Annotated in this window: 18 protein-coding genes; 3 read left to right on the plus strand and 15 right to left on the minus strand. The window is 48.4% G+C overall.

Annotated features, from left to right (window positions below):
* Window positions 1-875: 875 nt before the first annotated feature.
* From EXU57_RS08250 to EXU57_RS08270, 6 genes are all read right to left on the minus strand, one after another.
* A complete protein-coding gene (locus EXU57_RS08250; RefSeq protein ID WP_133267722.1) occupies window positions 876-1,874 on the minus strand; it encodes a hypothetical protein in 999 nt (332 codons plus the stop codon).
* 159 nt (window positions 1,875-2,033) lie between these two features.
* A complete protein-coding gene (locus tag EXU57_RS08255) occupies window positions 2,034-3,320 on the minus strand; it encodes a DEAD/DEAH box helicase (protein WP_133267723.1) in 1,287 nt (428 codons plus the stop codon).
* On the minus strand, window positions 3,313-4,146 hold the full coding sequence (locus EXU57_RS08260; RefSeq protein ID WP_410528410.1) for a TOTE conflict system archaeo-eukaryotic primase domain-containing protein: 834 nt from the start codon (window positions 4,144-4,146) through the stop codon (window positions 3,313-3,315). Before EXU57_RS08260 ends, EXU57_RS08255 begins: the two co-directional genes overlap by 8 nt.
* A complete protein-coding gene (locus tag EXU57_RS25875) occupies window positions 4,071-4,271 on the minus strand; it encodes a TOTE conflict system archaeo-eukaryotic primase domain-containing protein (protein WP_410528411.1) in 201 nt (66 codons plus the stop codon). Before EXU57_RS25875 ends, EXU57_RS08260 begins: the two co-directional genes overlap by 76 nt.
* Before the next feature lie 247 nt (window positions 4,272-4,518).
* On the minus strand, window positions 4,519-4,959 hold the full coding sequence (locus EXU57_RS08265) for a type II toxin-antitoxin system VapC family toxin (protein ID WP_133267725.1): 441 nt from the start codon (window positions 4,957-4,959) through the stop codon (window positions 4,519-4,521).
* The gene (locus tag EXU57_RS08270) at window positions 4,949-5,197 is read right to left on the minus strand and encodes a DUF6364 family protein (protein ID WP_133267726.1); all 249 of its coding nucleotides are present in this window, start codon (window positions 5,195-5,197) and stop codon (window positions 4,949-4,951) included. Before EXU57_RS08270 ends, EXU57_RS08265 begins: the two co-directional genes overlap by 11 nt.
* A gap of 1,465 nt (window positions 5,198-6,662) precedes the next feature.
* On the opposite strand from EXU57_RS08270, the gene EXU57_RS08275 reads away from it, so the two are divergent.
* A complete protein-coding gene (locus EXU57_RS08275) occupies window positions 6,663-7,457 on the plus strand; it encodes a hypothetical protein (protein ID WP_133267727.1) in 795 nt (264 codons plus the stop codon).
* 884 nt (window positions 7,458-8,341) lie between these two features.
* On the opposite strand, the gene EXU57_RS08280 is transcribed toward EXU57_RS08275, so the two are convergent.
* From EXU57_RS08280 to EXU57_RS08295, 4 genes are all read right to left on the minus strand, one after another.
* Complete coding sequence (locus EXU57_RS08280; protein WP_133267728.1) at window positions 8,342-11,035, minus strand: carbohydrate binding domain-containing protein; 2,694 nt, start codon at window positions 11,033-11,035, stop codon at window positions 8,342-8,344.
* A gap of 1,444 nt (window positions 11,036-12,479) precedes the next feature.
* Window positions 12,480-13,553 (minus strand): YhcG family protein, encoded by a 1,074-nt coding sequence (locus EXU57_RS08285; RefSeq protein ID WP_133267729.1) that lies wholly within the window; start codon window positions 13,551-13,553, stop codon window positions 12,480-12,482.
* 423 nt (window positions 13,554-13,976) lie between these two features.
* The gene (locus tag EXU57_RS08290) at window positions 13,977-14,363 is read right to left on the minus strand and encodes a hypothetical protein (protein ID WP_133267730.1); all 387 of its coding nucleotides are present in this window, start codon (window positions 14,361-14,363) and stop codon (window positions 13,977-13,979) included.
* Complete coding sequence (locus tag EXU57_RS08295; protein WP_133267731.1) at window positions 14,353-14,625, minus strand: hypothetical protein; 273 nt, start codon at window positions 14,623-14,625, stop codon at window positions 14,353-14,355. The genes EXU57_RS08290 and EXU57_RS08295 overlap by 11 nt, the downstream gene beginning before the upstream one ends.
* Window positions 14,626-14,717: 92 nt before the next feature.
* Between EXU57_RS08295 and EXU57_RS08300 the strand changes: the two genes are divergently transcribed.
* Window positions 14,718-19,343, plus strand: a complete 4,626-nt coding sequence (locus tag EXU57_RS08300) for a family 10 glycosylhydrolase (protein ID WP_133267732.1) — start codon at window positions 14,718-14,720, stop codon at window positions 19,341-19,343.
* A 266-nt stretch (window positions 19,344-19,609) separates the two neighbouring features.
* Window positions 19,610-20,095: a hypothetical protein gene (locus EXU57_RS08305; RefSeq protein ID WP_207955432.1), complete on the plus strand. Its 486-nt coding sequence runs from the start codon at window positions 19,610-19,612 to the stop codon at window positions 20,093-20,095.
* A 347-nt stretch (window positions 20,096-20,442) separates the two neighbouring features.
* Here the strand turns inward: EXU57_RS08305 and EXU57_RS08310 are convergent, their stop codons facing one another.
* From EXU57_RS08310 to EXU57_RS08330, 5 genes are all read right to left on the minus strand, one after another.
* Entirely contained in the window at window positions 20,443-20,817 is a 375-nt protein-coding gene (locus EXU57_RS08310) for a hypothetical protein (protein ID WP_133267733.1), read from the minus strand.
* A 564-nt stretch (window positions 20,818-21,381) separates the two neighbouring features.
* A complete protein-coding gene (locus tag EXU57_RS08315; protein ID WP_133267734.1) occupies window positions 21,382-22,425 on the minus strand; it encodes an alkaline phosphatase D family protein in 1,044 nt (347 codons plus the stop codon).
* 151 nt (window positions 22,426-22,576) lie between these two features.
* Window positions 22,577-23,158: a dihydrofolate reductase family protein gene (locus tag EXU57_RS08320; RefSeq protein WP_133267735.1), complete on the minus strand. Its 582-nt coding sequence runs from the start codon at window positions 23,156-23,158 to the stop codon at window positions 22,577-22,579.
* Window positions 23,159-23,217: 59 nt separating this feature from the next.
* Window positions 23,218-23,628 (minus strand): hypothetical protein, encoded by a 411-nt coding sequence (locus EXU57_RS08325; RefSeq protein ID WP_133267736.1) that lies wholly within the window; start codon window positions 23,626-23,628, stop codon window positions 23,218-23,220.
* Between the two features lie 50 nt (window positions 23,629-23,678).
* Window positions 23,679-24,182, minus strand: coding sequence for a VOC family protein (locus tag EXU57_RS08330; RefSeq protein WP_243745548.1), 504 nt, complete (start codon window positions 24,180-24,182; stop codon window positions 23,679-23,681).
* Window positions 24,183-24,231: the final 49 nt, after the last annotated feature.

A 24,231-nucleotide genomic window follows, 5' to 3' on the forward strand; every position in this document is an offset into this window, starting at 1 on the left:
AGGGGTCAGGGCGATTCATCAACACGATACGCCATTGGATACTTACTAAAAAGACTTTTTAGACACGATGATAAGCGAGTAAATCAACATGTAATAGTCGTCATTCGTTAGTTAGCTTCATGCGTATGCGAACATGAAGCCGGTCGCAAACCCTTCAAGGAACAACTGCCATTCACCACAGTACTACAAAAGCTTAATCGAAGAACTCCGCCGAGAACATCCGCCCGGATGACTCCGTTCGGACGGGCCTGTCCGACTGCGCAGCAGGCGGAGGCTGTTATTGTTCTTCCCCAACGCTTTGGGGATCTTTTTTGCCCTCCTGATTGCCTGCCCCGCCAGAAGGGTAGAGGTTAGCTGGCGGGGGACAAGCCCGTCCGACTGGCGCAGCCGGGCGGGCAAAAAGGAAGAGAGAATATCATGAGATCGGAAACGTAATGGAACAACGAATTTATTTGCGAGCAAAGGTTGCCTGCCCGCCATGAGGTGGAGGTTAGATGGCGGAGGGACAGGACCCTCCGACTGGCGCAGCCGGGCGCGCAAAAAGGAAGAGAAAATATGATTTGTTCAGAGACGTGATACAAGAACGATGCTATTTGCGAGCAAAACGGGTTCAGGAAACAACGTTTGTTTACCACAGTTTAGTGTTAACCCAAAACAATGCTTTATGCCTAATTAATTCTATCGATTCCATTCCCGTTCGGGTACCCTTCAAACACCCCGAACAACCTTGGTTCTTAGCACTCGGATACCGTTTCATAATATTACGAAATAGGTTGCGGCGCGCACCCCAGTACACGAGTGCGACCCGCCAACTCTGTTGGGGGCACGGCGCAACGGCTGCCTCATAGTACCACTTCCGCTGGTCCCCAAAAATGCTAAACTAATTTCTGCTCCAAAGCCGCTTTCCATTGCACAAAGCCTTTTTTCGGATCGTTATAGTCGTGGATAACCCGGCTCAGGTTGAGCTGTTCTTTGCGGAGGTAGTCCTGTTTGCCCGTTCTTTTTATTTCCTGCAGTATTGCCTCAATTTCGGTTAAGCCGTTTCGTAAAGCGCCGATGCTTTTTTCGAAATGCCAGATGTAGGTAGCTTCTGCTGTGTTCAGCGTTTCCCAAACCATATGGTATTGGGTATCGCCCTGCAGCAGGAATAAAAACGAAAATGGCTCAAGTATAAAGCGGACTTTAAGGATGGAGGACAGGTGTTGAGACGAGAGGTATTGTAGGTGATCGTAGTGCTTTGAGCCTTTGATACTGAGTAAGTCATTGATCAACGCCTGGTCGGAAGGATAGAGGCCGGCGGCGTCAACGGCGTGCCTGCCAATGATGTTCCCGGCAGTATATAAAAGAGGTAAATCCTGGCGCACTTTGGGCGAAAATACCTCGCGTTTAACAAACTCGAAGCGTACACTTTCGATTAAGCTTTGATCTATTTTGTCGATATCGTCGGAAGAGGCTCGGGTGGATATGATTTCCGTTTCATGGTAGCGTATGTTTATCGTAACGGTAACAAGTTTCTTTTTAAAGACATTGGCAAAATATTGTTTGATCGCTTCGAACTCCTCGCGCACGTTTGGATTCGCTATGGTAAACTTTACCTCCTTTTGCAATTCTTCGATAAAGATCGCGAACGATACCTGGGCACTTTGAAAGGAAAGCGCATCAAACGGTACTTTCATTGTTTTTATCAGCACCCGTTCAACCTTCGGTAGTGTTGTTATCACTTCAGGAGGTGCTAACTCCGCTTTACGGTTAATTGCCGGACTGTACCGGGCAGGTTGTTCCCGAACGGTATACGCGGGTTGTTTCTTCAGTTCGATACCTTTCAACAATTGGATGGTATCAAGGGTTCTGAACCGTATGGATTTGATATCCATAAATTGAAGTAAGGCTTGTTCTGTTGAAGCCGTTTGCGGCTGTACATGATAATTCAGCACTTCACAAACAACGATTCCATTGTCTTCGGCGTAGTCCAGTACCCGAACTCTCCAGGCAACATCTTCTTTAAATCGTTCCGCTTCAATTGGCAGGTCAATTCAAGCTATCGGCAGGGGATAAGACCCGGAGTTGATGTATACTTTGTCGTCGTTGAAAGTTAAGGTTAACTCATCGAAGCGTTTCAGTTGTCCGGTCCCGAGCAACGTTTGGTAATGCCGGTTCCGTTGCTTAAATAAGTCTTCCAAATAGTCGATATATATATCACGATAGTCATAAAGAACCGGGCAGGTCGCACCGCGTTGTACCCGGCCAAGGTATTGGATCAGCTTGTCTTCAAAAGCAAAAGGGTAGGCCAGCACGAGGCAGTCCAGATCTGCGATGTCGGCGCCTTCGCCAATGAATTGCCCGGTGGTGATGATGACCTGAAAATTGCCACTGGTTACCTGTTGCAACAAGAGCTTTCTTGAAGCTTCGTTATCCTCCCCTGAAATGCAAATGACTTCGAAGCTGGTTTTTAAGTATTGATAAAGTACCCCGATATGTGCCTTACGTTCTGTCAACACCAGCACTTTCCTGCCTGCGCGAACTTCGGTTTTGATATCGTCAACAATCAACCCGTTTCGTGCGCTGTCGTGCACAAGAACCTGTGAAAGCAGCTCTGGTTGGTCGGTTTTGTAATCGAATGGAACAAACAGGTTGGTTTCCCTGATTACCACAACGAGTTGCTGCGCATTGTGTGTGCCCGGCAATGTTGGCCTCACCTGGTGTAAAACTTCGCCAATAAACGTAAAGATCAATCGTTCATCGTTGTTTTTACGTATCGGCGTAGCGGTTAAACCGTAAAAGTAATAGCAATGAAAACGGTTGATCACCTGCCGGAAAGTTTTCGCGGGCACATGATGGCATTCATCCACGATGATGGTGCCGAAGGACTTGTAAAGTGCGTCCGAACTCGAGGCTGCGAGCGTTTGGATCATTGCCACCGTAACCTGTGTTCCGATCTTTTGTTCGCAGCCGGCTATTTTTCCAATGTGGGCCTCCGCTATACCCAGAAACGATTGAATACGTTCAATCCATTGCTCAAACAACTGTTTACGATGTACAATAATCAATGCCGGTTGTTGCCGCTGCGCCACTATGGCGAGGGCTATGATGGTCTTACCTGAGCCTGGGGGTGCTACAATAACACCCATGTCTTTTTTAGCCGTTACTTCCACCGCATGCTGCTGGTAATCGTATAGGGTGCCCTTAAAAGAAAACCGGATTTCGGATGATTTAATACGTTGGTCATTTAACCGGTAGCTTATGTTATGGTCTCTACAGTAACTGAGCAACCTGCCAATAAAACCTCTTGGCAGCATGATCCAATCGCGTTGTTCATTCAATATTTTTATGGTAAGGTGCTATGCCCCACGTGCTTTTGCCAAGCCGCTTCTTAATGACATATTCAGCGTTAACGAAGTTCAGGCTTTCCCGAACGAACTGCACGATGGATGGAGTTAACTGGCGGCGCCGTAATTTGATCTCATTCGACAGGTCGATCTCAAGGGTATTAGTTACAGCGGAACTTTGCTTTACATCAGCATCCGGGTCTGGGAGCATTGCATGGAATAACTTTTCTAAATGTTCGATTGGTACGCGTTTGATCGACGCTACTACATTCCATTGATCGGGATACATGACCATGGTAGCCGGATCAATAAAACCTGTATTCCCTACAGCCAGTGCTTTGTGCTGCAATGGCAACGCTATGAGGTTACCGAGGCCCTTGCCTGAATGCGCGTCCTGGTTGGGAAATAGCCTGTCGTAATTGGAGTTTTTGTCGAACGGCGAGATGATACCTGATATTTCGAGCAGGTGTAGTAAAAGTTTACGGCTTTTCCGTGCGGGATAGGGCTGATCAAAAAATACCCATACATGGCCACCTTTTCCGCTCCTTGAGCGCTCGAGGTATGCCGGTAAGTCGTGAGCAGAACAGGCGTCGAGGAATGTACGGCATTCGTCCTCCCAGGATTTTTTTGCCGCGCTTGTTTCATCAAAGTCAGCAACGATAAACCAGGAAGTATTGTCTGTTAGCAGGGGATAGACCCCGATGGTTTCTTTACCAATGAGATGATTGACAATCCTGGTGTCGGTTAGTGCTGCATATCGTTTATCGCGAAAGTTTTCAGCGAACCTCCCGAGGCTTTGTGTGTGGCAAACTGGTTCCAATCCATGTCGTACGCTGGCATATAGCCGCTCTTTCCATTCTTCTCCCACCTGATGGCAAATACATCTTTCCGGCCGCGGAAAAGTGACTTAAACAGTTGTATTTGTTCGGGAGAATAATTATCCATGATTTCGTGCGGGTGCTTGGTAAATCCAACAAAATGATGGCTAAAGTAAGTTCTTGTGTAATATGAGGCAGTGTGGTGTCAGACTGGTATTGTCGGGGCGTGTCGCCATCCCGCCTGCGGACGGGAAGGGGACGGGCTGCGGGGTATTCCCGTCAGACTGGCGTCAGCCGTGCGGGCGCTCTAATCCCCGTCCGACAGATCATCCGGGCGGACCTCACGCACACCACATTTCAGCGTTGGCACAATACTAAGCGCCTTTTCCCTTGTGCCTCAATATAAATTGCTTTGGTGTTAACACCGGTAGCTGAACAGTAGCCTTTATATAGTCTTTGATGTTAGCCGTAATAAAATAATCAATGCCTTTTACTTCGAGAGCCGTGTGATATTGAACAGCATCCTCCAGGTCCTTAAATCCGGCACGTAAGGCCTGACGGAAAGCAGCATTTGAAGTATTCACCAGTTGGGTATAGGTAAGCGTAAGCTCCATCAAGTCAATTATTTCACCTGCTGTAAGATTTTGCTTTTGTAATGCGTAAATCGTATTTACCAGATTATTTGCTGACGTAAACAGGGTGATCTGTTCAAGTGCGGCTGATTGTAATACGGCTTCTGCATCTTTCCAATCTGCTGTTCGTTCAAGATATGCATCCAGGAAAACATTGGTGTCAATGAACACTTTATATGCCATATTTATCGGTTAGGCGTTCTTCTTTTGTTTTTTTCCAGTCTATCTTAGGATGGGTAATTTTTCCATTGATGATGTTTTTAATCTTGTCAACCGCTGTTTTGTCAGCCGCATCTTTTTCAGGTAATGAACCGATAAATTCTTCAATCATCTTACTTACACTTTTGCCTCTGGTTTGAGCAATCCGTTTTGCTTTTTTTACAACTTCCTTATTAATACTTAAAGTAAGTTTGGTAGTCATGATAATAAATTTACTACAAGTTACGTATGTTTTAGAATTACACGTACAAGCCCCGGGGGGTCACTTGGTTCGAAGATGATGTTTGGCTTTTCTTCATACCCTGCTGCGTCGGAATAGGTGGGCGGGTAAAAAAAGAAGAAGAGTCGCTATCGATGCGCAGCCGTAATGTTGTTTTGGGATCGCAAGAAGCTTGCATTGTTTTGCGTTCCCGAACCTCAAGGCCAATGTTTTGCCAAGGGATCTGTCACCCACGAGTTGCGAATCAGGATCACGTAAAAGTATTTAGGGGCACAGCTATAAGAATTTGTTTCCGAATCTCATCTAGCCCGGTAACCCCATCAGGGATCTACCGCTCTTCACCACATTAATCCAAATGCCAACCCAAGGAACACCGCCGCAACGGCCCGCCCGGATGACTCCGGTCTGACGGGCCCGCCCGAGTGCGCAGCAGGCGGGCAAAAAGGAAGAGAAAACATAATTGGTACAAGAAATGCCATCCACAGCGGGATCATGCTAGAAGCACTAATTGGAATTTTAGGACGCACAAGAGGTCGCGAAATAGAAAATGATTGCTCTTGTTTCCGACTTGAAGTGGTTCTAAGAACCCGATCTATCCGTGTTCGGGGTGCCCTGCGGAACACCCCGAACAAAATTCAATCTCTGCTTTGGATTTGTTCCTGAACCCTCATTCTGTTCGTGAATCCTTCAGGGAACCGCCGCACTTCACCACAGTACTACAAAAGCTTAATCAGGGAACCTCGCCGAGAACACCCGTCCGGATGACTCCGTTCGGACGGGCCCGTCCGACTGCGCAGCAGGCGGAGGCTGTTATTGTTCTTCCCCAACGCTTTGGGGATCTTTTTTGCCTTCCTGATTGCCTGCCCCGCCACGAGGGTAGAGGTTAGCCGGCGGGGGACAAGCCCCCGTCCGAACCCGGGTTCATCCGGGCGGGCGTCCGACTGGCGCAGCCGGGCGGGCAAAAAGGAAGAGAAAATATCATTAGATCTGAAACGTGATCCGAGTACGAATTTATTTGCGAGCAAAGGTTGCCTGCCCGCCATGAGGTGGAGGTTAGATGGCGGAGGGACAGGACCCTCCGACTGCGCAGCCGAGCGGCGCCTGGCCGGATGAATCCGGTTCAGACGGCCAAAAAGGAAGAGAAAATATGATTTGTTCAGAGACGTGATACAAGAACGATTCTATTTGCGAGCAAAATGCCTTCAGGGAACACCTGCCCTTCACCACAGCACCAGAAAAGCTCACTGAGGGAACGCTCTGCCGCCCTAATGATCATGGAGTACATCAAAAAAAAATCGCTTTGATTTCAGTTTAGTGAAACCGGTTTTTTTCATAAGGAAAGGAACAAGGGTTGCTGCATGTTAACGATTGTGCTATTCCCCCGACTAGCCGACTTACAGTTGCTTGCATTTGCCAGCCAATAGCCGTATCTTAAAGAGAAAATGCTATGGCCAGAGCTTTCTGCCTTCTAATAATAGTGGCTGCATGCAGCTATACTATTCCAGCCGGGAAACCTGATCTTCAAATGGCGGGTGCTTACCGTATGTTGACCCAGGTGTTTACCCGTGGGGAGCAAGACACCTCGTATGATGCCGCAAAGCAATTGAAAATCTATACGCCGCAGCATATGATGTACGCGAACATCTTGCCCGGAGGGGCTGACACCTTTTCCTCTTTTGGCGTGGGACGCTATTCGATAAAGGATGGGAAAGTTATTGAAGACATCTTCTACAGCGGCTCGGATACAAGTGTCAACAGTACTACCAGGTCGTACACCCTTGACATTACCAAATCCGCTAAAGGATATAAACAGGTGATCGACGCTATTGGAACCTCAAATGGACAGAAGTTGAAATTGACAGAGACCTATGAACAGATTGGTTCAGCACAAAAATCACCTGTCGATGGTACATGGAAACTCGTGAAGGTGTATTCGGTTAGTGGAAAGGACACCACCGACAGTAAGGTCACACAATACAAGACCTATTATGCCGGTCATTTTATATGGGGTCGCACCGCGCTGAACGACGCGGGTAAAAATGAAACGGCAGTTGGCTTCGGATCGTTTGAAATGAATGGACAGCAGAAATTGAGAGAGACTGTCTTTGCCTCCACCTATTCCGTCTTAAACGGACAAACAGTAGCAATTGATATCAAAATGAATGGCACCGACAGCTATATACAAAGCTTTAATGTTTCAGATAATGAGGTACATACTGAGGTGTATAGCCGGCTGAAATAGCCCCGATTAGTTTGATCGAAATTGCTGACCGGAAGAGCCTGAAACGGGTTCAGGATTAACGGCAACTTGAACACTTTTAACACCCTCCAAATCAATGTGCTGCCCGGGGATCCTGAACCCACACAGTTTGGGGATCAGGATGACGGTTCGTTGTTTCACATCGCGATCACCCTCCAATAGCAATTTTTGCCACGGAATCCTGATCCCCTACGTAGTTGGGGACAGGCCGACGGTGCGGAGTTGGGAGGATGTTCTTTCTTTCAGAACGGGATGTTATGCCAGCGGATCCTGAACTGAATTCAGGATGACGATTCTTTGCTTCTCATGACGATGGTCTTCCAATAGCTATGTTTTGCCGTGCTTTGTCTCCAAACATTGTCCCGGTCGTAAATCCTTCAATGAACCACTGCTCTTCACCACAGTACCACAGAAGTCAAATCAGAGAACCCTGCCAGGAATGAGCTGTTATCATTCTCCCAAACGATGTTGGGGATCTTTTTTGCCTTCCTGTTGCCTGCCCCGCCTTGGGCGTTGAGGTTAGCTGGCGGGGGACAAGCAAAAAGGAAGAGAGAATGTTCTTAGCTCGGAAGCGTTTTACGAGTACGAATTGAGGTGCAAGTATATTAATTGCGGCACGCACCCCAGTACAAGAGTGCGACCCGCCAACTCTGTTGGGGGCACGGCGCAACGATTTACAATTGAAATACCCAAGCCGGGTCCATAAGAATCAATTACAAAACGACATGTAATTCAGAGTGTTGATTCATATCCATTAAAGTTCTTTTAACGGCTCGTACGTGCGTATTCGTAAGCTTTCAAATAAAACAAAAACGGCCCGCAGCATTCTGCGGACCGTTACTATATAAAACAGGATATCGGTAATCTTACTGCACCACAACCTGCACCTGCTCACCTCCAGCTTTCAGCATATAAACACCCGCACCCAGCTGCTTATCTAATTTGAGGCGAACAAGCCCGTTTTGAACATTCATCAACTTACTGAGTACAACCACCCCTGCAGCATTGTACATGGTTATTTGCTGCTGCCGCACGTCCGAACGCCCCAGGTCAATGTTGAGCTCCGAACGAACAGGATTGGGAAACACCCTTATCGCCGCCTTACGACCACTCACGGTAACAGAACGGATACCCAAAGACCTTTCCATCCCATCCGCATCCACCTGTATAAGGCGATAATAGTTTATCCCCTCCACCGGCTTCAGGTCGGTATAAGCATAGTGTAATCGAACACTCGAATTACCATTGCCTGCCAGTGTAGCGATGGTGCTGTAGGTTATGCCATCAGTACTTCTTTCGAGCCGGTATTGCTTATTCTTAATTTCTGATGTCGTACTCCAACTGATCCGGACGGCTTTCGCCGGGGTTACAGTCGCTTGGTAACTCACCAGGTTTACCGGCAACGCAAGACAATTGGCGGCATTGTCGCCCTTACCACTTACCGGGGTACTAAAAGTGGTGATCAGCACTTTGTCCAGTTGTACGTTTCCTTCCCGGAAGCCAAAAGCCAGGGTATGATTCCCCACGCTCAGCGGTACACTCCTTAAGGTAACCCATTGCCAGCCACCGGTGCCGCCCACTTCGCGTACACTAGCGTCGTCGATATAGTAGGTATTGGCCACTTGCCCCATATCGAATAAAAAGGTCGTGGACGTTATAGACGCCGTAAAGGTCCACGTAACCTGCTGCCAAGTGGTGCCAATCGTTTGATCGCCCTGGTATTGAGCACTGGTGGGACCGGTAGAAAGCCGGATGGAACCCCCGGGGTTCAGCGCCTTCACCCAATAGCTCACCTGGTATTGTTTACCGATGGTCGTCGGGAACGCTACGCTCGACACCTGCACCCGCCATTGGTTGCCCGGCTGTGCCGTTGGGTTCACCACCTTCATGGCCCCGGTGCCGGTGCGAACTTCATCTGCAACCATCGTGGCCGTTACAGTAGCACCACCCTGTGCGTTCGCCGTGGCCCACCCCGTAAGTCCATTATCAAATCCGCCATTCGGCAACAACAGGCTGCTCACCATCTGATAAGCGCCCGTATCCAGTTTCATCCAGTAGCTATATTCCTCGCCTGCCGGTGCATAGATGCGCGTAAGCAGGTTGTAGGAGGCCGCACTATCGATGCTGAAGGGCATGGTCAGGTAGGCGGAGTCCCCCTGGGGCGGTGTAGCCGTACTACTGCGCCCGCTTTTCACCCCAACGTATCTGCCGTTGGATGCTGCCGTGTCGGAAACCAAATTCCAGCTGGAACCGATGGTTGCACACTCGGCCTCCAGCCAGATCTTTCTGCCGGGGGGAGGAGGTAATACCGGGTTGCCGGTTCCCCACCACTGTGTCCAGCGGCGGTAATCTACCGCTGGGAAAGGATGCACCAGTATACTATCAGTATTCACCCCGCTGATACCCGCCATAAATTTGTCAACAAACGCCTGCACAGCTGGTATCTGGGTTCCGGGTATCTGACAATGGCCATGCCCGCCATCCACGTAAAAACCAAAGCGGTCGCCAATGCCAAGCGTATCGTAGATCTGCCTGGCGGCACGTGCGGTAATATATGCCGCCTGGTTCGACAGCCAGGTAAAGTCGGTATTTGCGGTCACCAATAGGGCGCGCGGGGCAATCATGGCCATCAGCTCATGATGGTCGTGCGGCAGTTTGTAAACATTGTCGCCGGAGAACAAGGCCATACTATCCCTGAACCAGCGATAATCGGTATTGTCAATTTTTTCTACGGTTCCATTTGGCTCAACCTCATGCGACACCCGCCATGATGGTGCGCCCCCGCCGCCCGACTCCTGGGCAATGGTGAGTGCAATACGTTCGTCGAATGCTCCTGCAAACAGGGCCATTTTGCCCGCATAAGAACAGCCGGTAACGCCAATCCGCTGCATGTTCACAGGAAAAGCTGCCTGCACCAGTTCCAGTCCGTCGATAATACGGCTAACCCCCCACGACCATGCGGCATATTGGCCGGAGTTAGAAAGGTTGTATTCAGGGTATAAACGGAAAAACGGGTCGGTTATCTGGGGGTTGCCATAGGTGGTAACATTGTTTGCGTTGAATCGGATCCTGGCAATGCCGCGACGCGCAAAAACGGAGTCGGGAACACTACCAGACTGGGTATTCATTCCAATTAGGGCAGGAAAGCGGCCATTCCCTGCAGGCCGAAGTACCTGCGACATTAAGGTAAGCGATTGTCCGTTCCGGGTCACCACTACCCGCAGCGTATCGGGGGCACCAGTTGCACCGGTAGTATAGCTGGCGGTAACGCTCTCCGGCTTTGGCGGTTTGGTTCCGATTTCGTAATGTTCAATCTCCTTCATGATTTCGTTGCGGCGGCACTCCCAATCGGTGAAACGGGTAGAGCGCCCGCTGCCGTTCGACCACATAAACGGGTCGGGCAGGGGTTGGATCACCGGCAACTGGCTGATGTGCGGTAAAGGTGGGGGTGCGCACGACGAGCCCGTATTTTCTACCCCGTAAACGAGTGGAATCTGTGCACTCAGGCCGGTGCAAATGCAGCCAAGCAGGAGCGTAGCAAGCGTAAATTTCGATTTCATATGCAATGGTTAATGGATGATGTTTTAAAAAAATATTGGAAACCGTAAACTGCCCGATACTGGGTTATCGCAGGAAGGATGGATTGGATTATTTGGGCGTATCCCCAAGCCTGCCCCGTTGAAGCCGGGGCTGGGCAAGGGGTCGGGCTTTCCCCGTCCGAATGGCTTCAGCCGGGCGGACGTTCCTATCCCTTACGCAATCGTTCCTGCACAGCTAAATAATCGGTGCTGACCATTACGGCGCATCAACCTGGTAAAGCCAACAAAATTTAGAAGGGGTTTGGGAGAGATTTCTGACGATTACGCTTGTCAAATAAACAACCAAGAACATAGATTTCCGGCGGGTTTTGCCGTCGGCGTCTTTGTGGTATTTGGAATAAAAGCATAGCAGTCGTTTTCGTTTGAGTGAGTAAATTAAACCAAAATGCGAATATTGCAACCGATTGCAGAAAAATTTCTTTTCGGGTTGATTAGTTGATTTTACTGCATCAGTCGGCTAATCCGCCGCGAAAATGCCCGGCAACATTTAGCTTTCTTGAAAACAATACTCCTGGATATTAAGAGCTTGGAAACGTTGACTACAGACCTGAATACTGGTTAATACGCTTTATCGTGGCAGGAGATAGCCATTCCAGCCTTTTGAGGATGGCAACTGCTGTGGGGCAAACATCATCGTGACTGGTAGCCGAAACCGGTTGCATTGCAGGTAAAGCCGGAGTTAAAAATTATGAGTTATGACTTAAGAGTGGGTTCTGGTGTCAGGAGAGATAAAAAGGTTTTCTTTTTTGGTTGCTATGATCGTTGTTTTGTTCAAAAAATGCGATTGATCGTGTCTTCTATTTTTTGAAATCACCCATTTAAAGAAGGATAGGTAAAGTTAGAGCGGCATCAACTTGTCTGTAGATGCTATGTGTATTTCCTATGTTTCTATGATCCTATGCGGTGGTGATCGTTAACATCAAAAAGCACTGCCAACCCGTAAAACGTCTTTGTGTACCACATAGACACATCGTCCAAATAGTAGGAACACATAGCAGCGATGTTAATTGCAGTGATCAGAAAAGATAATGATTAATGAAACTTGATTGGTTGGTCGTCTTCCCTTGTATAAGATGGTCATTCGCTATTGCTTAACCCGACACAGGAAGCATCGGCAATAACGTAGTTTAGATCGTTCGATTACGCTTTCCTGAATCACCAACCCACTCATAACTCCTAATGCTTAACTCATAACTTTCCTCACCTCTCATCGAACCCACTCATAACTCCTAACTTTTAACTCAGAACTCTCTCTTTCCTCTCATCGAACCCACTCATAACTCATAATTCTTAACCCATAACTTTTCCTCACCTCCCATGGTTCGATTACGCTCTCCCGACCCACAAATACACTCATAATTCATAATTCTCAACTCATAACTCCATTCAACATTCAACATAATTCCTACCCCTCCCGCTCCAGCCGAAAGTGCAACAACTCCCGCTCCACTTCTGCTTTCAGCTCTTTCTCCGAAGGCAGGTACAGTTTGTATTTGGACGCAAACAATTGCTTGCTGTCTTTTAGCACGGAGTATTTTACCACAGTTTCATTTTTCTCCGAGCAAAGGATAATCCCAATGGTAGGGTTGTCCGTTTCTCCCTTAATGTGTTCTTCGAACCAGCGCACATAAAGGTCCATCTGCCCGATGTCCTGGTGGCTGAGCTTTCCCAGTTTCAGGTCGATCAGGATGAAGCACTTCAGGATATAGTTGTAAAATACCAGGTCGACATAAAAGTGGTCGTCTCCGGCGGAGATACGCTTTTGTTGGGCGACAAAAGAGAAGCCTTTACCGAGCTCAAGCAGGAAGTGTTGGAGCTTTAAGATGACTGCATTTTCGAGGTCTTTCTCCAGGAACCCGCTTCCGGATGGCAGGTCAAGAAACTCCAGCACATACGGATCCTTGATAAAGTCTTCGGGAACGGCCGCAAGTTCACCCGTGACGTTATGGGCCTCGTCGCTCACCCCCTTGCTGTTTTTAGAAGAAACGATCCGTTCGTAATAAAAGGTGTTGATCTGTCTTTCAAGCGCACGGGTGCTCCAGTTTTGTGCTATTGCTTCCCGCATGTAGTACTTACGGGCGGATTCATTTTCAACCTTCAACAGCAGGCGATAGTGCGTCCACGATAATTCGTCACGCAGCGCGTGACCTTTTTCCAGGCCGTGCCCGGATCCGTCACGCGCTGCGTGACTTTTCTCCACTGGCGGAAACACCAGGTAAAACTGCCGGCAGTATTTCAGGTTCGTTTCGGTGAACCCTTTCCCGAATTCAGCGGTAAGTTTTTTCGACAACTGTTTTAGTGTACCTGTTCCATATGTCGCTTTCACGTCGCCTGACTGCTCGTGTTCTACAATACGCCGCCCGATGTTCCAATAGGCAACCACCATGGAAAAGTTTACCGCACGGTAGGCCGTTGTCCGGGCCTGCTCAATAATGGACCTGATTTCATCATAAAGCATTTGCTCGTTGACATCGTTCATATGCATCTGTTTTATCGCATCACCTGCGTCTTCCAATATTAGGGAAAATGGTTGATCAGTGATCGTTGATAGGTTGATCAGTTGATTGGTTGATAAGTTGATAGTTTGAGAAGTTGATAAGTTGACTGGGGAATTCCGATGCCAAAACGAGGGGTTGTTTTGCTAGTAGGGAAGGTGCAGTGCCAGGCAGATGCTATCGATGCTAAAACAGGGGATTGCTTCGCTGCGCTCGCAATGACGGTGCAGCATGCTGGGCTCGCAAGGAAGGTGCAGTGCCAGGCAGATGCTATCGATGCTAAAACAGGGGATTGCTTCGCTGCGCTCGCAATGACGGTGTAGTATGCTGCTCGCGCAATGACGAAGGATGCAGGGTATTTCATTCATCATTACCAAGGGATTGCTTCGCTGCGCTCGCAATGACGGTCAGTGCCAGGCAGATACTAACGATGCCAAAACAAGGGATTGCTTCGCTGCGCTCGCAATGACGGTCAGCTTGCTGCGCGCAGGGAAGGTGCAGTGCCAGGCAGATGCTAACAATGCCAAAACATGGGATTGCTTCGCTGCGCTCGCAATGACGAACAGGATGCTGCGCGCAAGGAAGGTGCAGTGCCAGGCAGATGCTAACGATGCCAAAACATGGGATTGCTTCGCTGCGCTCGCAATGACGAACAGGATGCTGCGCGCAATGACGGTGCAGTGCCAGGCAGATACTAACGATGCCAAGACAAGGGATTGCTTCGCTGCGCTCGCAATGACGGTCAGCTTGCTGCGCTCGCAATGACGAAGGATGCAGGGTATTTCATTCATCATTACCAATGGATTGCTTCGCTGCGCTCGCAATGACGGTCAGTGCCAGGCAGATGCTATCGATGCTAAAACAGGGGATTGCTTCGCTGCGCTCGCAATGACGGTCAGCTTGCTGCGCGCAGGGAAGGTGCAGTGCCAGGCAGATGGTAACGATGCCAAAACCTGGGATTGCTTTGCTGCGCGCGCAATGACGGTTGTGCCAGGCAGATGCTATCGATGCCAAAACAAAGGATTGCTTCGTGCCTTGCAATGACGATCCATTCATAGTTCATCATTCATAGTTCATCGTTATTACCCCTGATTATAATATATTTAATGCCCAATTGATAAGCTCCACCTGACACCCCAAATCTTTTTATGCAAAAACTTTTACGAAACCTTTCCTGCACCTTTTTATTCCTCGTTGTCGCCGCAATTCATACGACAACCTATGCACAGGTAAACAAACAAAAGGCGCCGCAATCCGATGCAGAACTGTATGCACTCGTCAACAAATACGTGCAAACACCGGTTACCAAAACAACCGCCCCGAATGGCGACGTTTTCCTCCAGCGCGACATGAGCCAATACCTGCACGCAAACGTGTTTAAAGCGCCCGAGGTAGGTCCATCGGAAATCGACAAAGGGCACGACCATAAAGACGATATGCTCCGCGAGTTCCTGAACCGCCCGCACCCAAGCATGGGCACCATGAACAAATACTTTCAACAGGCTGCTGCCGAATTTAGCGTACCCGTGCAGCTGTTAAAGGCCACTGCACAGGTGCAAAGCAACTGGGCACAGGTATCAGCGTCCATGTACGGTTCCTGGGGTGTCATGGGGATCATCGAAAACCCTTACGTTCAACAAATCAGTCTTGCTGCAAAACTGCTGAACGTTAAGCCGGCAGCAATCCAAAACGATGCGCAAACCAACATCCGCGCAGCTGCTGCCTTACTTGCCCATTATCAAAAAGGCAAGCCGTCTATTACCCTTGAAAACTGGTTTGAGTCGATGAGCTCCCTGACTGGCCTTACCGATGCAGCCATGGCCAATGAGCTTGCTGTTCGCATTTATGACCTGCTAAAATCGGGTAGCAGAACCGTTAGCCTCTGGGGTGAGATCATTGCAATTGATCCAATCGATGTATCCCTTGCGCGAACGATAACTGAACCGGAAATAAAGCCCGCAACCCAACGCACCACAGCGGTCGACTACCCCAATGCAGTTGCCAACTTCACCACCTGCAACTTCAATAGCCGTCCGGCCGGAAGTGCGATCAAATACTATTTTGTACACTATGTCGGAACCGGAACCTACCAGGGTGCGATCAGCTGGTTTAAAGACTGCTCCTCTAATGTAAGTGCCCATTACGTGGTTCGGAATAATGATGGAGAGGTAAGCCAGGTGGTAGCAGAAAACGATCGCGCATGGTCGCAGGGGGTTGCCACTTATAACGACATGGGCATTGGCGTAGAACACGAAGTCATTGCAACCAACCTGTCGATGTGGGACAGCGAGCCCATGCTCGCATCTGCAGCAAACCTGTGTGGTAATGTTTGTAACCGAAGAGCTATCCCTAAGGTCCGCCGGGTAAACAATGGCGATCCTGGTATCTATGGCCATAGTGATGTTCGCGCCACCGAGTGCCCGAATTTAACCCCCGCCCGCTGGGCCGCCTTCCTTACCCGTGTAAACTCGGTAAACGTTGCTGCTCCAATCTTATATAGTGTTGCCAATCCCGGAAACGGTACAGGCTTAAGCGTAAGCTGGAAAGCAAACATAGAGCCTGCGCTAGCTGGTTACCGCCTGTACTATGCCAACAGCGATGCAATGACAAGCTGGTCTCTAGCGGCTGATGAAACAACATTAACTGCAACAACCACATCTGTTACGCTTGACGCAGCACAATTCCTGGTGCCACCTTCGGGTGATGTATACCACTTCAAGCTGACGGCCGTTGTAGCAGATGGCGCCAACCGGGTAGAAAGTACATCCAGCGATATCTACTCAAGGTCATCCAATACAACAGGACCAAAAGTCCTGATCGTCGATGGCTTCGACCGCTTCGGCGGCAGCGGGTCATACCAGAACTCGACCCATCCGTTTGTAACCAGTTATTTCAAATCTCTTAGGAATAAAGCGGCACTGCAAATCAGCAGTGTTGCCAATGAAAGGGTTGAAGACGGATCGTTTCCGCTAACCGGTTATGATATGGTTGTGTGGTTTGTCGGCGACGAGTCGAGCGCGAACGTGGTTTTCTCTGCCGCTGAAAAAGCAGCCATAATCGGTTACCTGAATGGCGGGGGTAAACTCATCGTCTCCGGTTCTGAAGTTGCTTACAACGTTGGCCGCACAGCTTCAACCACCTACGACGCCAACTTCATGAATAACTACCTGAAGTCGACTTATGTGGGTGACGGCGCAGTAGCCTACACACCCGCTACCGGTATAGCAGGTACGCCTTTCGAAGGACTCAACATACCTTTCGGCATAACTTATCCCGAAGACTTCCCCGATGCTATTGCGCCTGCAAACGGATCTATAGCCATCCTCAACTACAGCGTTAGTCCGAACAGGGGTGGTATTGCCTACAAAGGCACATTTGGTTCGGGGACTACCCCTGGCGGAGTGATCTTCCTTTCTTTTACCCTGGAGACTGCAGCAGACAGCTCCATCACGGCTTTTATGGGTAAAGCGCTTGCTTATTTCGACATTCCTGTAGTAACCACACCAACGGCGAATGAAGATGTGGCAACGGCGCAAACCAGTACTGCAAAACGCATCAACGTACTCACCAATGATTACAACAACGGTATCCCTTTCGACCTCACAACACTTACCATTGTTCGGGGCCCATCAAATGGTACCGTAGCTAAAGATAATGGGGGTAACATAACCTATACTGCAAACCCGGGTTATATCGGCAGCGATACCATTACCTACACCATCCGCAACACCACCGGCCAGGTTTCAAATCCTGCTACGATGATCATTACCGTGGTAGCAGCTGGTGATTGCGATCCAACCCCGCCGGAAGTAGAGGATCAATTTCCAAAACGTGATCTAAGGGGTGCATGGGTGTCAACGGTCTCGAACATCGACTGGCCCTCGTCACGTACCCTTACTACTGCCCAGCAGCAGGCTGAACTGATCAGGATACTGGATACCCTTGCCCGTACCAACATCAACACTGTATACCTCCAGGTTCGGCCAGAGTCCGACGCCCTGTATGCATCAGCTCTTGAACCGTGGTCGTACTGGCTCACAAACGCGCAGGGTACCGCGCCAAGTCCTTTATGGGATCCACTCGCATTTGCAATTGAAGCGGCACACGCCCGGGGTATGGAACTGCATGCCTGGCTAAACCCCTATCGCGCAAAACAAAGCACCCCGGTATTGGCGCCGAATCACGTGGCCAGCTTACATCCTGAATGGACCTTTGCTGCCGGCACCTTAACTATGCTTAACCCTGGGTTACCGGCTGTACGCAGTCACCTGACAAATGTTATAGCTGATATTGCTACCCGGTACGACGTCGACGGAATCCATTTTGATGATTACTTCTATCCCACGGCAAGCTTTACCAACCAGGATAGCCTGACTTATGTAAATAACAACCCAAATGGCATCACGAACATCGGCGACTGGCGACGTGATAATGTAAACCAGCTCATTGCAAAAGTTTACGACACCATAGCCGCGATCAACGAGGCGAAAAACCGCAACATCATCTTCGGTGTCAGTCCGTTTGGTATCTGGAAAAGCGGCACGCCTCCGGGCATTACGGGCAACTCTTCTTATAGTGCCATGTATGCCGATCCCATCGCGTGGATGCAGGCTGGCAAGGTTGACTATGTGGCCCCGCAACTCTACTGGAAAATCGGCGGTCCGCAGGATTATAATGCGCTTTCAAAATGGTGGAACGACCAGGCTGAAGACAACAACAGGTATATCTACCCCGGCCTTGCTGTTTACCGGATGGCCGATGCGAGCAATTGGGAAGCTGCAGATATCGAAGGGCAGATTACGTTAAACCGGGACCAAAATCGCCAACAGGTACAAGGGCAGATTCTCTTCAGTACCCGGCACCTCATGACGAATGTAAAGGGCATTAGAACCTCGCTGCAGAATAACCAGTTTCGCTACAAATCGTTCCCGGCAGCTATGCCATGGAAAGACGGGGTATGTCCGAATGCACCGGTTAATGTGCGCCGCCAGCAGGACTCCCTGCTTTGGAATGCACCTGCTCCGGCAGTGGATGGCGACGGCGCGAGAAAATACGTAGTGTATCGCTTTGCCAATTCAACCGAAGCCTTAACGCATAAAAATGATGGAACAAAAATATACGCGATCGTTCCGACACCCAACCTTGCACTTGATGCAGCAGCAATAGCGGGCAACCCCTACTTTGTTGTAACTGCACTAGACGACAACAACAACGAAAGCACACCGGGTACAGGAGTCGTATTGCCCATTACCGGTTTCACCTTCCAGGCTAAGTTAAATGGCAATACCGCAGTGCTAAACTGGAGCACCCTTGCAGAGGTCAACACCAAACGGTTTGATATTGAAAGGAGCATTGATGGCACGGCCTATACTTATGTAGGTACCGTTTGGGCAGCCGGGTATAGCACAGGCAAACGGGATTACAACCTGTCTGACTTCCTGCCCGCGGCAGGCACTTATTATTACCGGGTAAAGAGCCTTGATGCAGATGGCCTGGCAATTTATTCGATGGTAAGAAGCGTAGTGTACCAGCCTAAGGGTAATGGTATCGTGCTGGGACCAAATCCATTCAAAACAGGCTTAAACATCAGCAACCTGCAGGGTGTAAAAAGGTTGGACATGCTTGATGTATCGGGACGGGTAGTGCTAACCAGATCACTTGCCGGACAGCTTACGATGCATATGGATGCAGCACATTTACCTGCCGGGGTTTATCACCTCAGGGTCATTAGAACAGATGGTGCCAAAACCTTTATTAAGGTGGTTAAACTTTAGCAATCGCACGCGTTGTTATAACCAACATAAACTAGCAAGCAATAGCCGGACTGTAGAAGGTCCGGCTTTTTTTTTACCCCGGGGTTGGATCCGGCGCATGGATCTTCGACACAAGCACGCCTTCGGGTTTACTATGGTGTGGTCAAAGTAGCTCGTACGACTAAACTTTAAAGGGCTTTTCCAGTGTTATTCCGTTGCGTGGTATAATAATTATAGCGAAAATCTTATATATATTTATTCATCCCATATTACTGTAAAAAACATCTATGAAAAGCGAAGCTTTATTACAGGGCCTTTTGGCGGGTGTCGCCGGCGTGGCGGCTATGACCTTGGCGGAGAAAGTGGAACAAATGATCACAAAGCGGCCAAATTCCTATGTGCCACAGCATACTTTGGAACATTTACTTGGTCTTGAAGAAAAACCCGATAATGACGCACGCAACTGGGCGATGCATTGGGGACAAGGAATCCTGATGGGTGCCGTCAGGGGCATCATGGCAGAAAAGGGGATCAGGGGTCCGGTAGGATCGTTCCTGTTTATGAACCTTCGGTTGTTGAACGATCAAACCCTGGAAAATGCAACCGGTGTTGGCGCGCTACCCTGGACCTGGCCAAAAGACGAACAGGCTATTGATCTCCTCCACAAAGGGATCTATGCATTTGTTACCGGCGCTGTTGCCGATACCTTAATTGATGGACCACCAACAACCCCTGACGAGCGTGAAGGTTGGACCCTGGGAGAGAAGGCGTAGGCTGCAAACTTATGTTGGATGTTGAATGATGAATGTTGTTCCCTTCGGGAACGATGAGAGAGGAGAGATGAGAAATGAGCGATGAGAGATGAACGATGAGAGATGAGACGTGATGGTTGGTCGTGTTCGCTTTCTGGACTGTCAGCCCGACGCAGGAGGGATGCCTTCGGGAGAGATGAGAGAGGAGCGATGAGAGAGGAGACGTATTGTTTAGTCGTGTTTCTTTCAACATATCAACTTCTCAACCAGTCAACTAATCAACCAGTCAACCTATCAACCTATCAACTGATCAACCTATCAACCAGTCAACCTCTCAACTAATCAACCAGTCAACCTAAGAAAACCAGCTACCGGTGAACGCCAACAACTTCCATCCTGTTGTTGGATGTTTTCGAAAAGTCAACATTACAATGAACAACAGTACCCTGGTAAGCAAATGAAAACTGGATCTCTGTTTGTGCAGGGTTCGTTTTGATGCAGTCGTAACAAAATGGCGCTGCATTAATGTTGCACTTTTCCAAAAGTGTAGCCGTGAGCTTTGTAAGGTTTTCTTTGGAATAAGCGGTAAGCTGACCATTCAACTCTTTTTTAACCATCGACAGGTTTTCAGTAGCAAGCGCTGTTTTCAGCTGTTCACAATCATTCGTGTCAAGCCGCTTTTTAGAACAGCCCGCGAGGATTATTCCTGCGCAAAGCATTAACAAAAGTTGTCTGTATAGCATAGTTGGTTTATTAAACATTGGACAAATGCTTTCGCCGGTTCGCTGCCTAAAAACAATTGTTTGCAACGGCTGCTTTACCGCTAAGCACCCGATAGTCTTCGTTCCGTTCAGTGCTTTGCTCCGGTCAAAGATCGTAACAACGCTTAACTGAGCGGTGTCATGCTGCTGCAATCGATATGCTCCTACCCGGTGTTGAGTTTCTTTTTTTGTTGACAGGCTTTTTGGCTTTGGGCGACATCGTTGCTACGCTCAGTTTAACAGCAACCCAATGGTCATCAGCATGGCTGCTATAGAATGGTGATTTTGCGTTGCTTAGCGGCTGCTCATATCTGGTATTGTTGTACGCGCATGAATTAGGTTGTTACTCCGGCAATTAGATATGTACAATGTGGCAACACTGGTGATTGCAAAAAATGCATCAAGATTCCAGTACTCCACCACGCTTAATCAGGGGTATCCCGACGAACTGAGCGTAGCAAGGATGTTGCTTAATGATCACCTGCTGGTCCCAAAAAACTAACCATTTGAGCGCACTGAATTGGGTTCATAGATCGCGCCATTGTTTCACTTGAAACTAATTTCACTAAGGCTGATCGTGTGCTCTATTCTTTGGTTATCGTTGATATCCCATACTTCCATTTTGATTCGTGGATCCTTTTGTGTCCAGTCAATTGATACCATGCCAAAATGGTTATCCATAACCGGTCCTTCAATGCGGTTTTCGTTGGGTGTAGCAAACAACCAGGTGGAAGTAATACCACTTGAAGTAACATCGTAAATGGGATAGCAGCCGGGTTGTTTCAACTTCGATATCTCGGCATAATGCACGTGGCCGGTGATGAAGAACGTACCGTTTGCACGGGTCTTTTTTAATAGTTCGATAAGTCGCGTTTGTTCATGTGGAAAATTGGCCCAGGCCTCATAACCGTTAAAAGCAATGCTAAACTGGCTGCCCGAACCAATGATCCTGATGTCTGCGGGTTTCTTTAACTCTCCCTCCAACCATGCCCATTGCGCTTCTCCAAGCAGTATGGAATCTTTGATTTGATGTGGGTAATAATCTAAGGGATAAAAGTACTTTGCCTGCCGGTTTAGTTCGCCACGGTATAGGCGGAGGTCGCTGCGGAAGGTGCGGTTATCAAGCAGGATCAATTGTAATTTCCTGCCATTTCCCTCAAACAGGTACGATGTATAAATTCCCTCGTGTTTTCGCCTTTCCGACTGTGCAGGTTCATCAAAAAACTTTAAAAACAGTTCTTTTGATTCCTTTTTGAAAGGGTAGTGCTTACCTGCATCATTTTCGCCAAAGTCGTGATCGTCCCAGGTTGCAAATAGGGGGATTGACTTTTTGAGCCGCTGAAACTCGGGCTTTGCAGCAAGTGAATCGTACTTAGCCTGCAGCACTTTCATGTCGCGCGTATCGCCGTAAATATTATCGCCGAGGTATACGAAAATATCCGGCTTATGTTTTACCACCAGGTCGAGGATCGGCTGCGGTTTGTTTTCGCTTGCACATGAACCGAATGCAATCTTTGAAACCAGGGGTAGTGTTTGTGCCTGCAGGCAAATGGAAGAAAAAAGGAGCAGTGCAACGACAATGAATTTCATGCCACAATGTATAAACTTGTGATCGGATAAACACACTTCGGCTCAACTGAAACAATTGGGAGTAACATAGCTTGCAGCAGCTTGAAGCTATAACGCCCGGAAGTGCAAAGCAGCCTTGGGCTTCCCTATGTTGGTGTGGCTTGTGGTAGGTTTATGGCTTCAGGGGTTCGTATTGCAGCAGGATCGTGCCCGAGGGATACTTTTTACATTCTACCAGGTTTAAGTTTACATAAGCACTCATGCCTGGGAAAAAGGGCCGCCCACCTCCGGTAACGGTAGGGCAAATTCTCAGGTGGTAGGCATCGACTAGCCCGGCTTTAATAAGGGTTTGCGCAAGCATAATGCTGCCCCACATGACGATGTTTTTGCCTTCACGGGATTTCAGTTCCTGTACCGACGTTACCACGTCACCATTTAAAATTTGTGCGTCGGGCCACTTACCCCATGGCGCTTTGGTGATCGAATTGGAACAAACAACTTTTTGTGTTGTATTCAAAACATCGGCAATTACCTCGGTTTTAACATCAGCTGTTGGCCAGAAGTCAACAAAAAGTTCATACGTGATACGACCAAGCAGAATGGTGTCGATACCTATCATAAATTCGCGTAAATCATAATCGGAGTATTTGTTTTTCTCACTGTATTCAGTCGTCGTAAAAAAATCGAGGTTGCCGTTTTTGTCTGCGACAAAACCATCAAGTGAGAGCCATTCCTGGACGATGAGTTTTCTCATATGAGCTGGTTAATAGGGTAATTCTGAGCCGTGATATCAATAAGTTGTAGTGCCCGCGTTTAGTCGAATGGCAGCAGGTCTGGTTCGAGATACACCTTCTTTGCACGTTCAGCAACGAAAATGTTTTCGCTGTAATGCTTGCCCATCAGTTCCGGGAAGTTTTGCTTTAGCCTGTTGTTCTCGGTGATGAATTGTCGAAAATCGGTTGCAGGTGATTTGAGCATAAAGTGATAAACTGCCCTGACTGCAGAAACGGTAAGTGTTTCGTTATACTTATCTTCTGCCCCAAGCGCCAAAACAAATTGCTTCAACCCTAAACACACGTTTACGATTGCCTGATCTATACCATGATGTTGAATTTGAAGCCATGCCAGTCGCAGATGAGCCTCATGTGTAAAGACTGCAGGATCGAGGCTGCAATCCTTTATGCTGTCAATCAATACGTCGTCTGGTAGTTGATAATGGCTCACTCGCTTTAGCTATAATTGATTTATGATCGGCTGAATTAGACCTCCTGTCCTTATGATGGCTGTTTTTCATTACAATTAAACATCCATTGAACACCAAACTTGTCTGTACAACTGCCAAAATAATCTCCCCAGAACATGTCTTGTAGTTCCATGGTTACCGTTCCGCCTTCCGCCAACTTATCAAACAATTGTTTTGTTTCTGCTTTCGTATCAGGCTGAAGATTGATATAAGTGTTGTTGCCAAAATTAAGTTTAAAACCCATCGACTCAGGGGCATCTGTGCCCATCAACGTATGACTGCCGAGGATACGCAGCTCAACATGCATCACCAGGTTTTTATCTTCTTCTGCCATCGGCGGTGCACCGTCCATTGGCGGAATATCGCCATAACGCATGATACCATCGCCAAAAAACTCGCCTCCAAAAACGCTTTTGTAAAAGTTGAATGCTTCCTCGGTATTACGAGAGAAATTCAGGTAGGTGCTAACGCTTGCCATCGTTTTAAAATTTAATGATGAGTGATAGTAGAAGAGGTTTATATCGTTTCCACTCAAAGATAGTTTTGGAAATTAGCATGTTTAGGGTGTGATGACGGCATTATGC

Source organism: Segetibacter sp. 3557_3, from assembly GCF_004354985.1.
GTDB lineage: Bacteria > Bacteroidota > Bacteroidia > Chitinophagales > Chitinophagaceae > Segetibacter.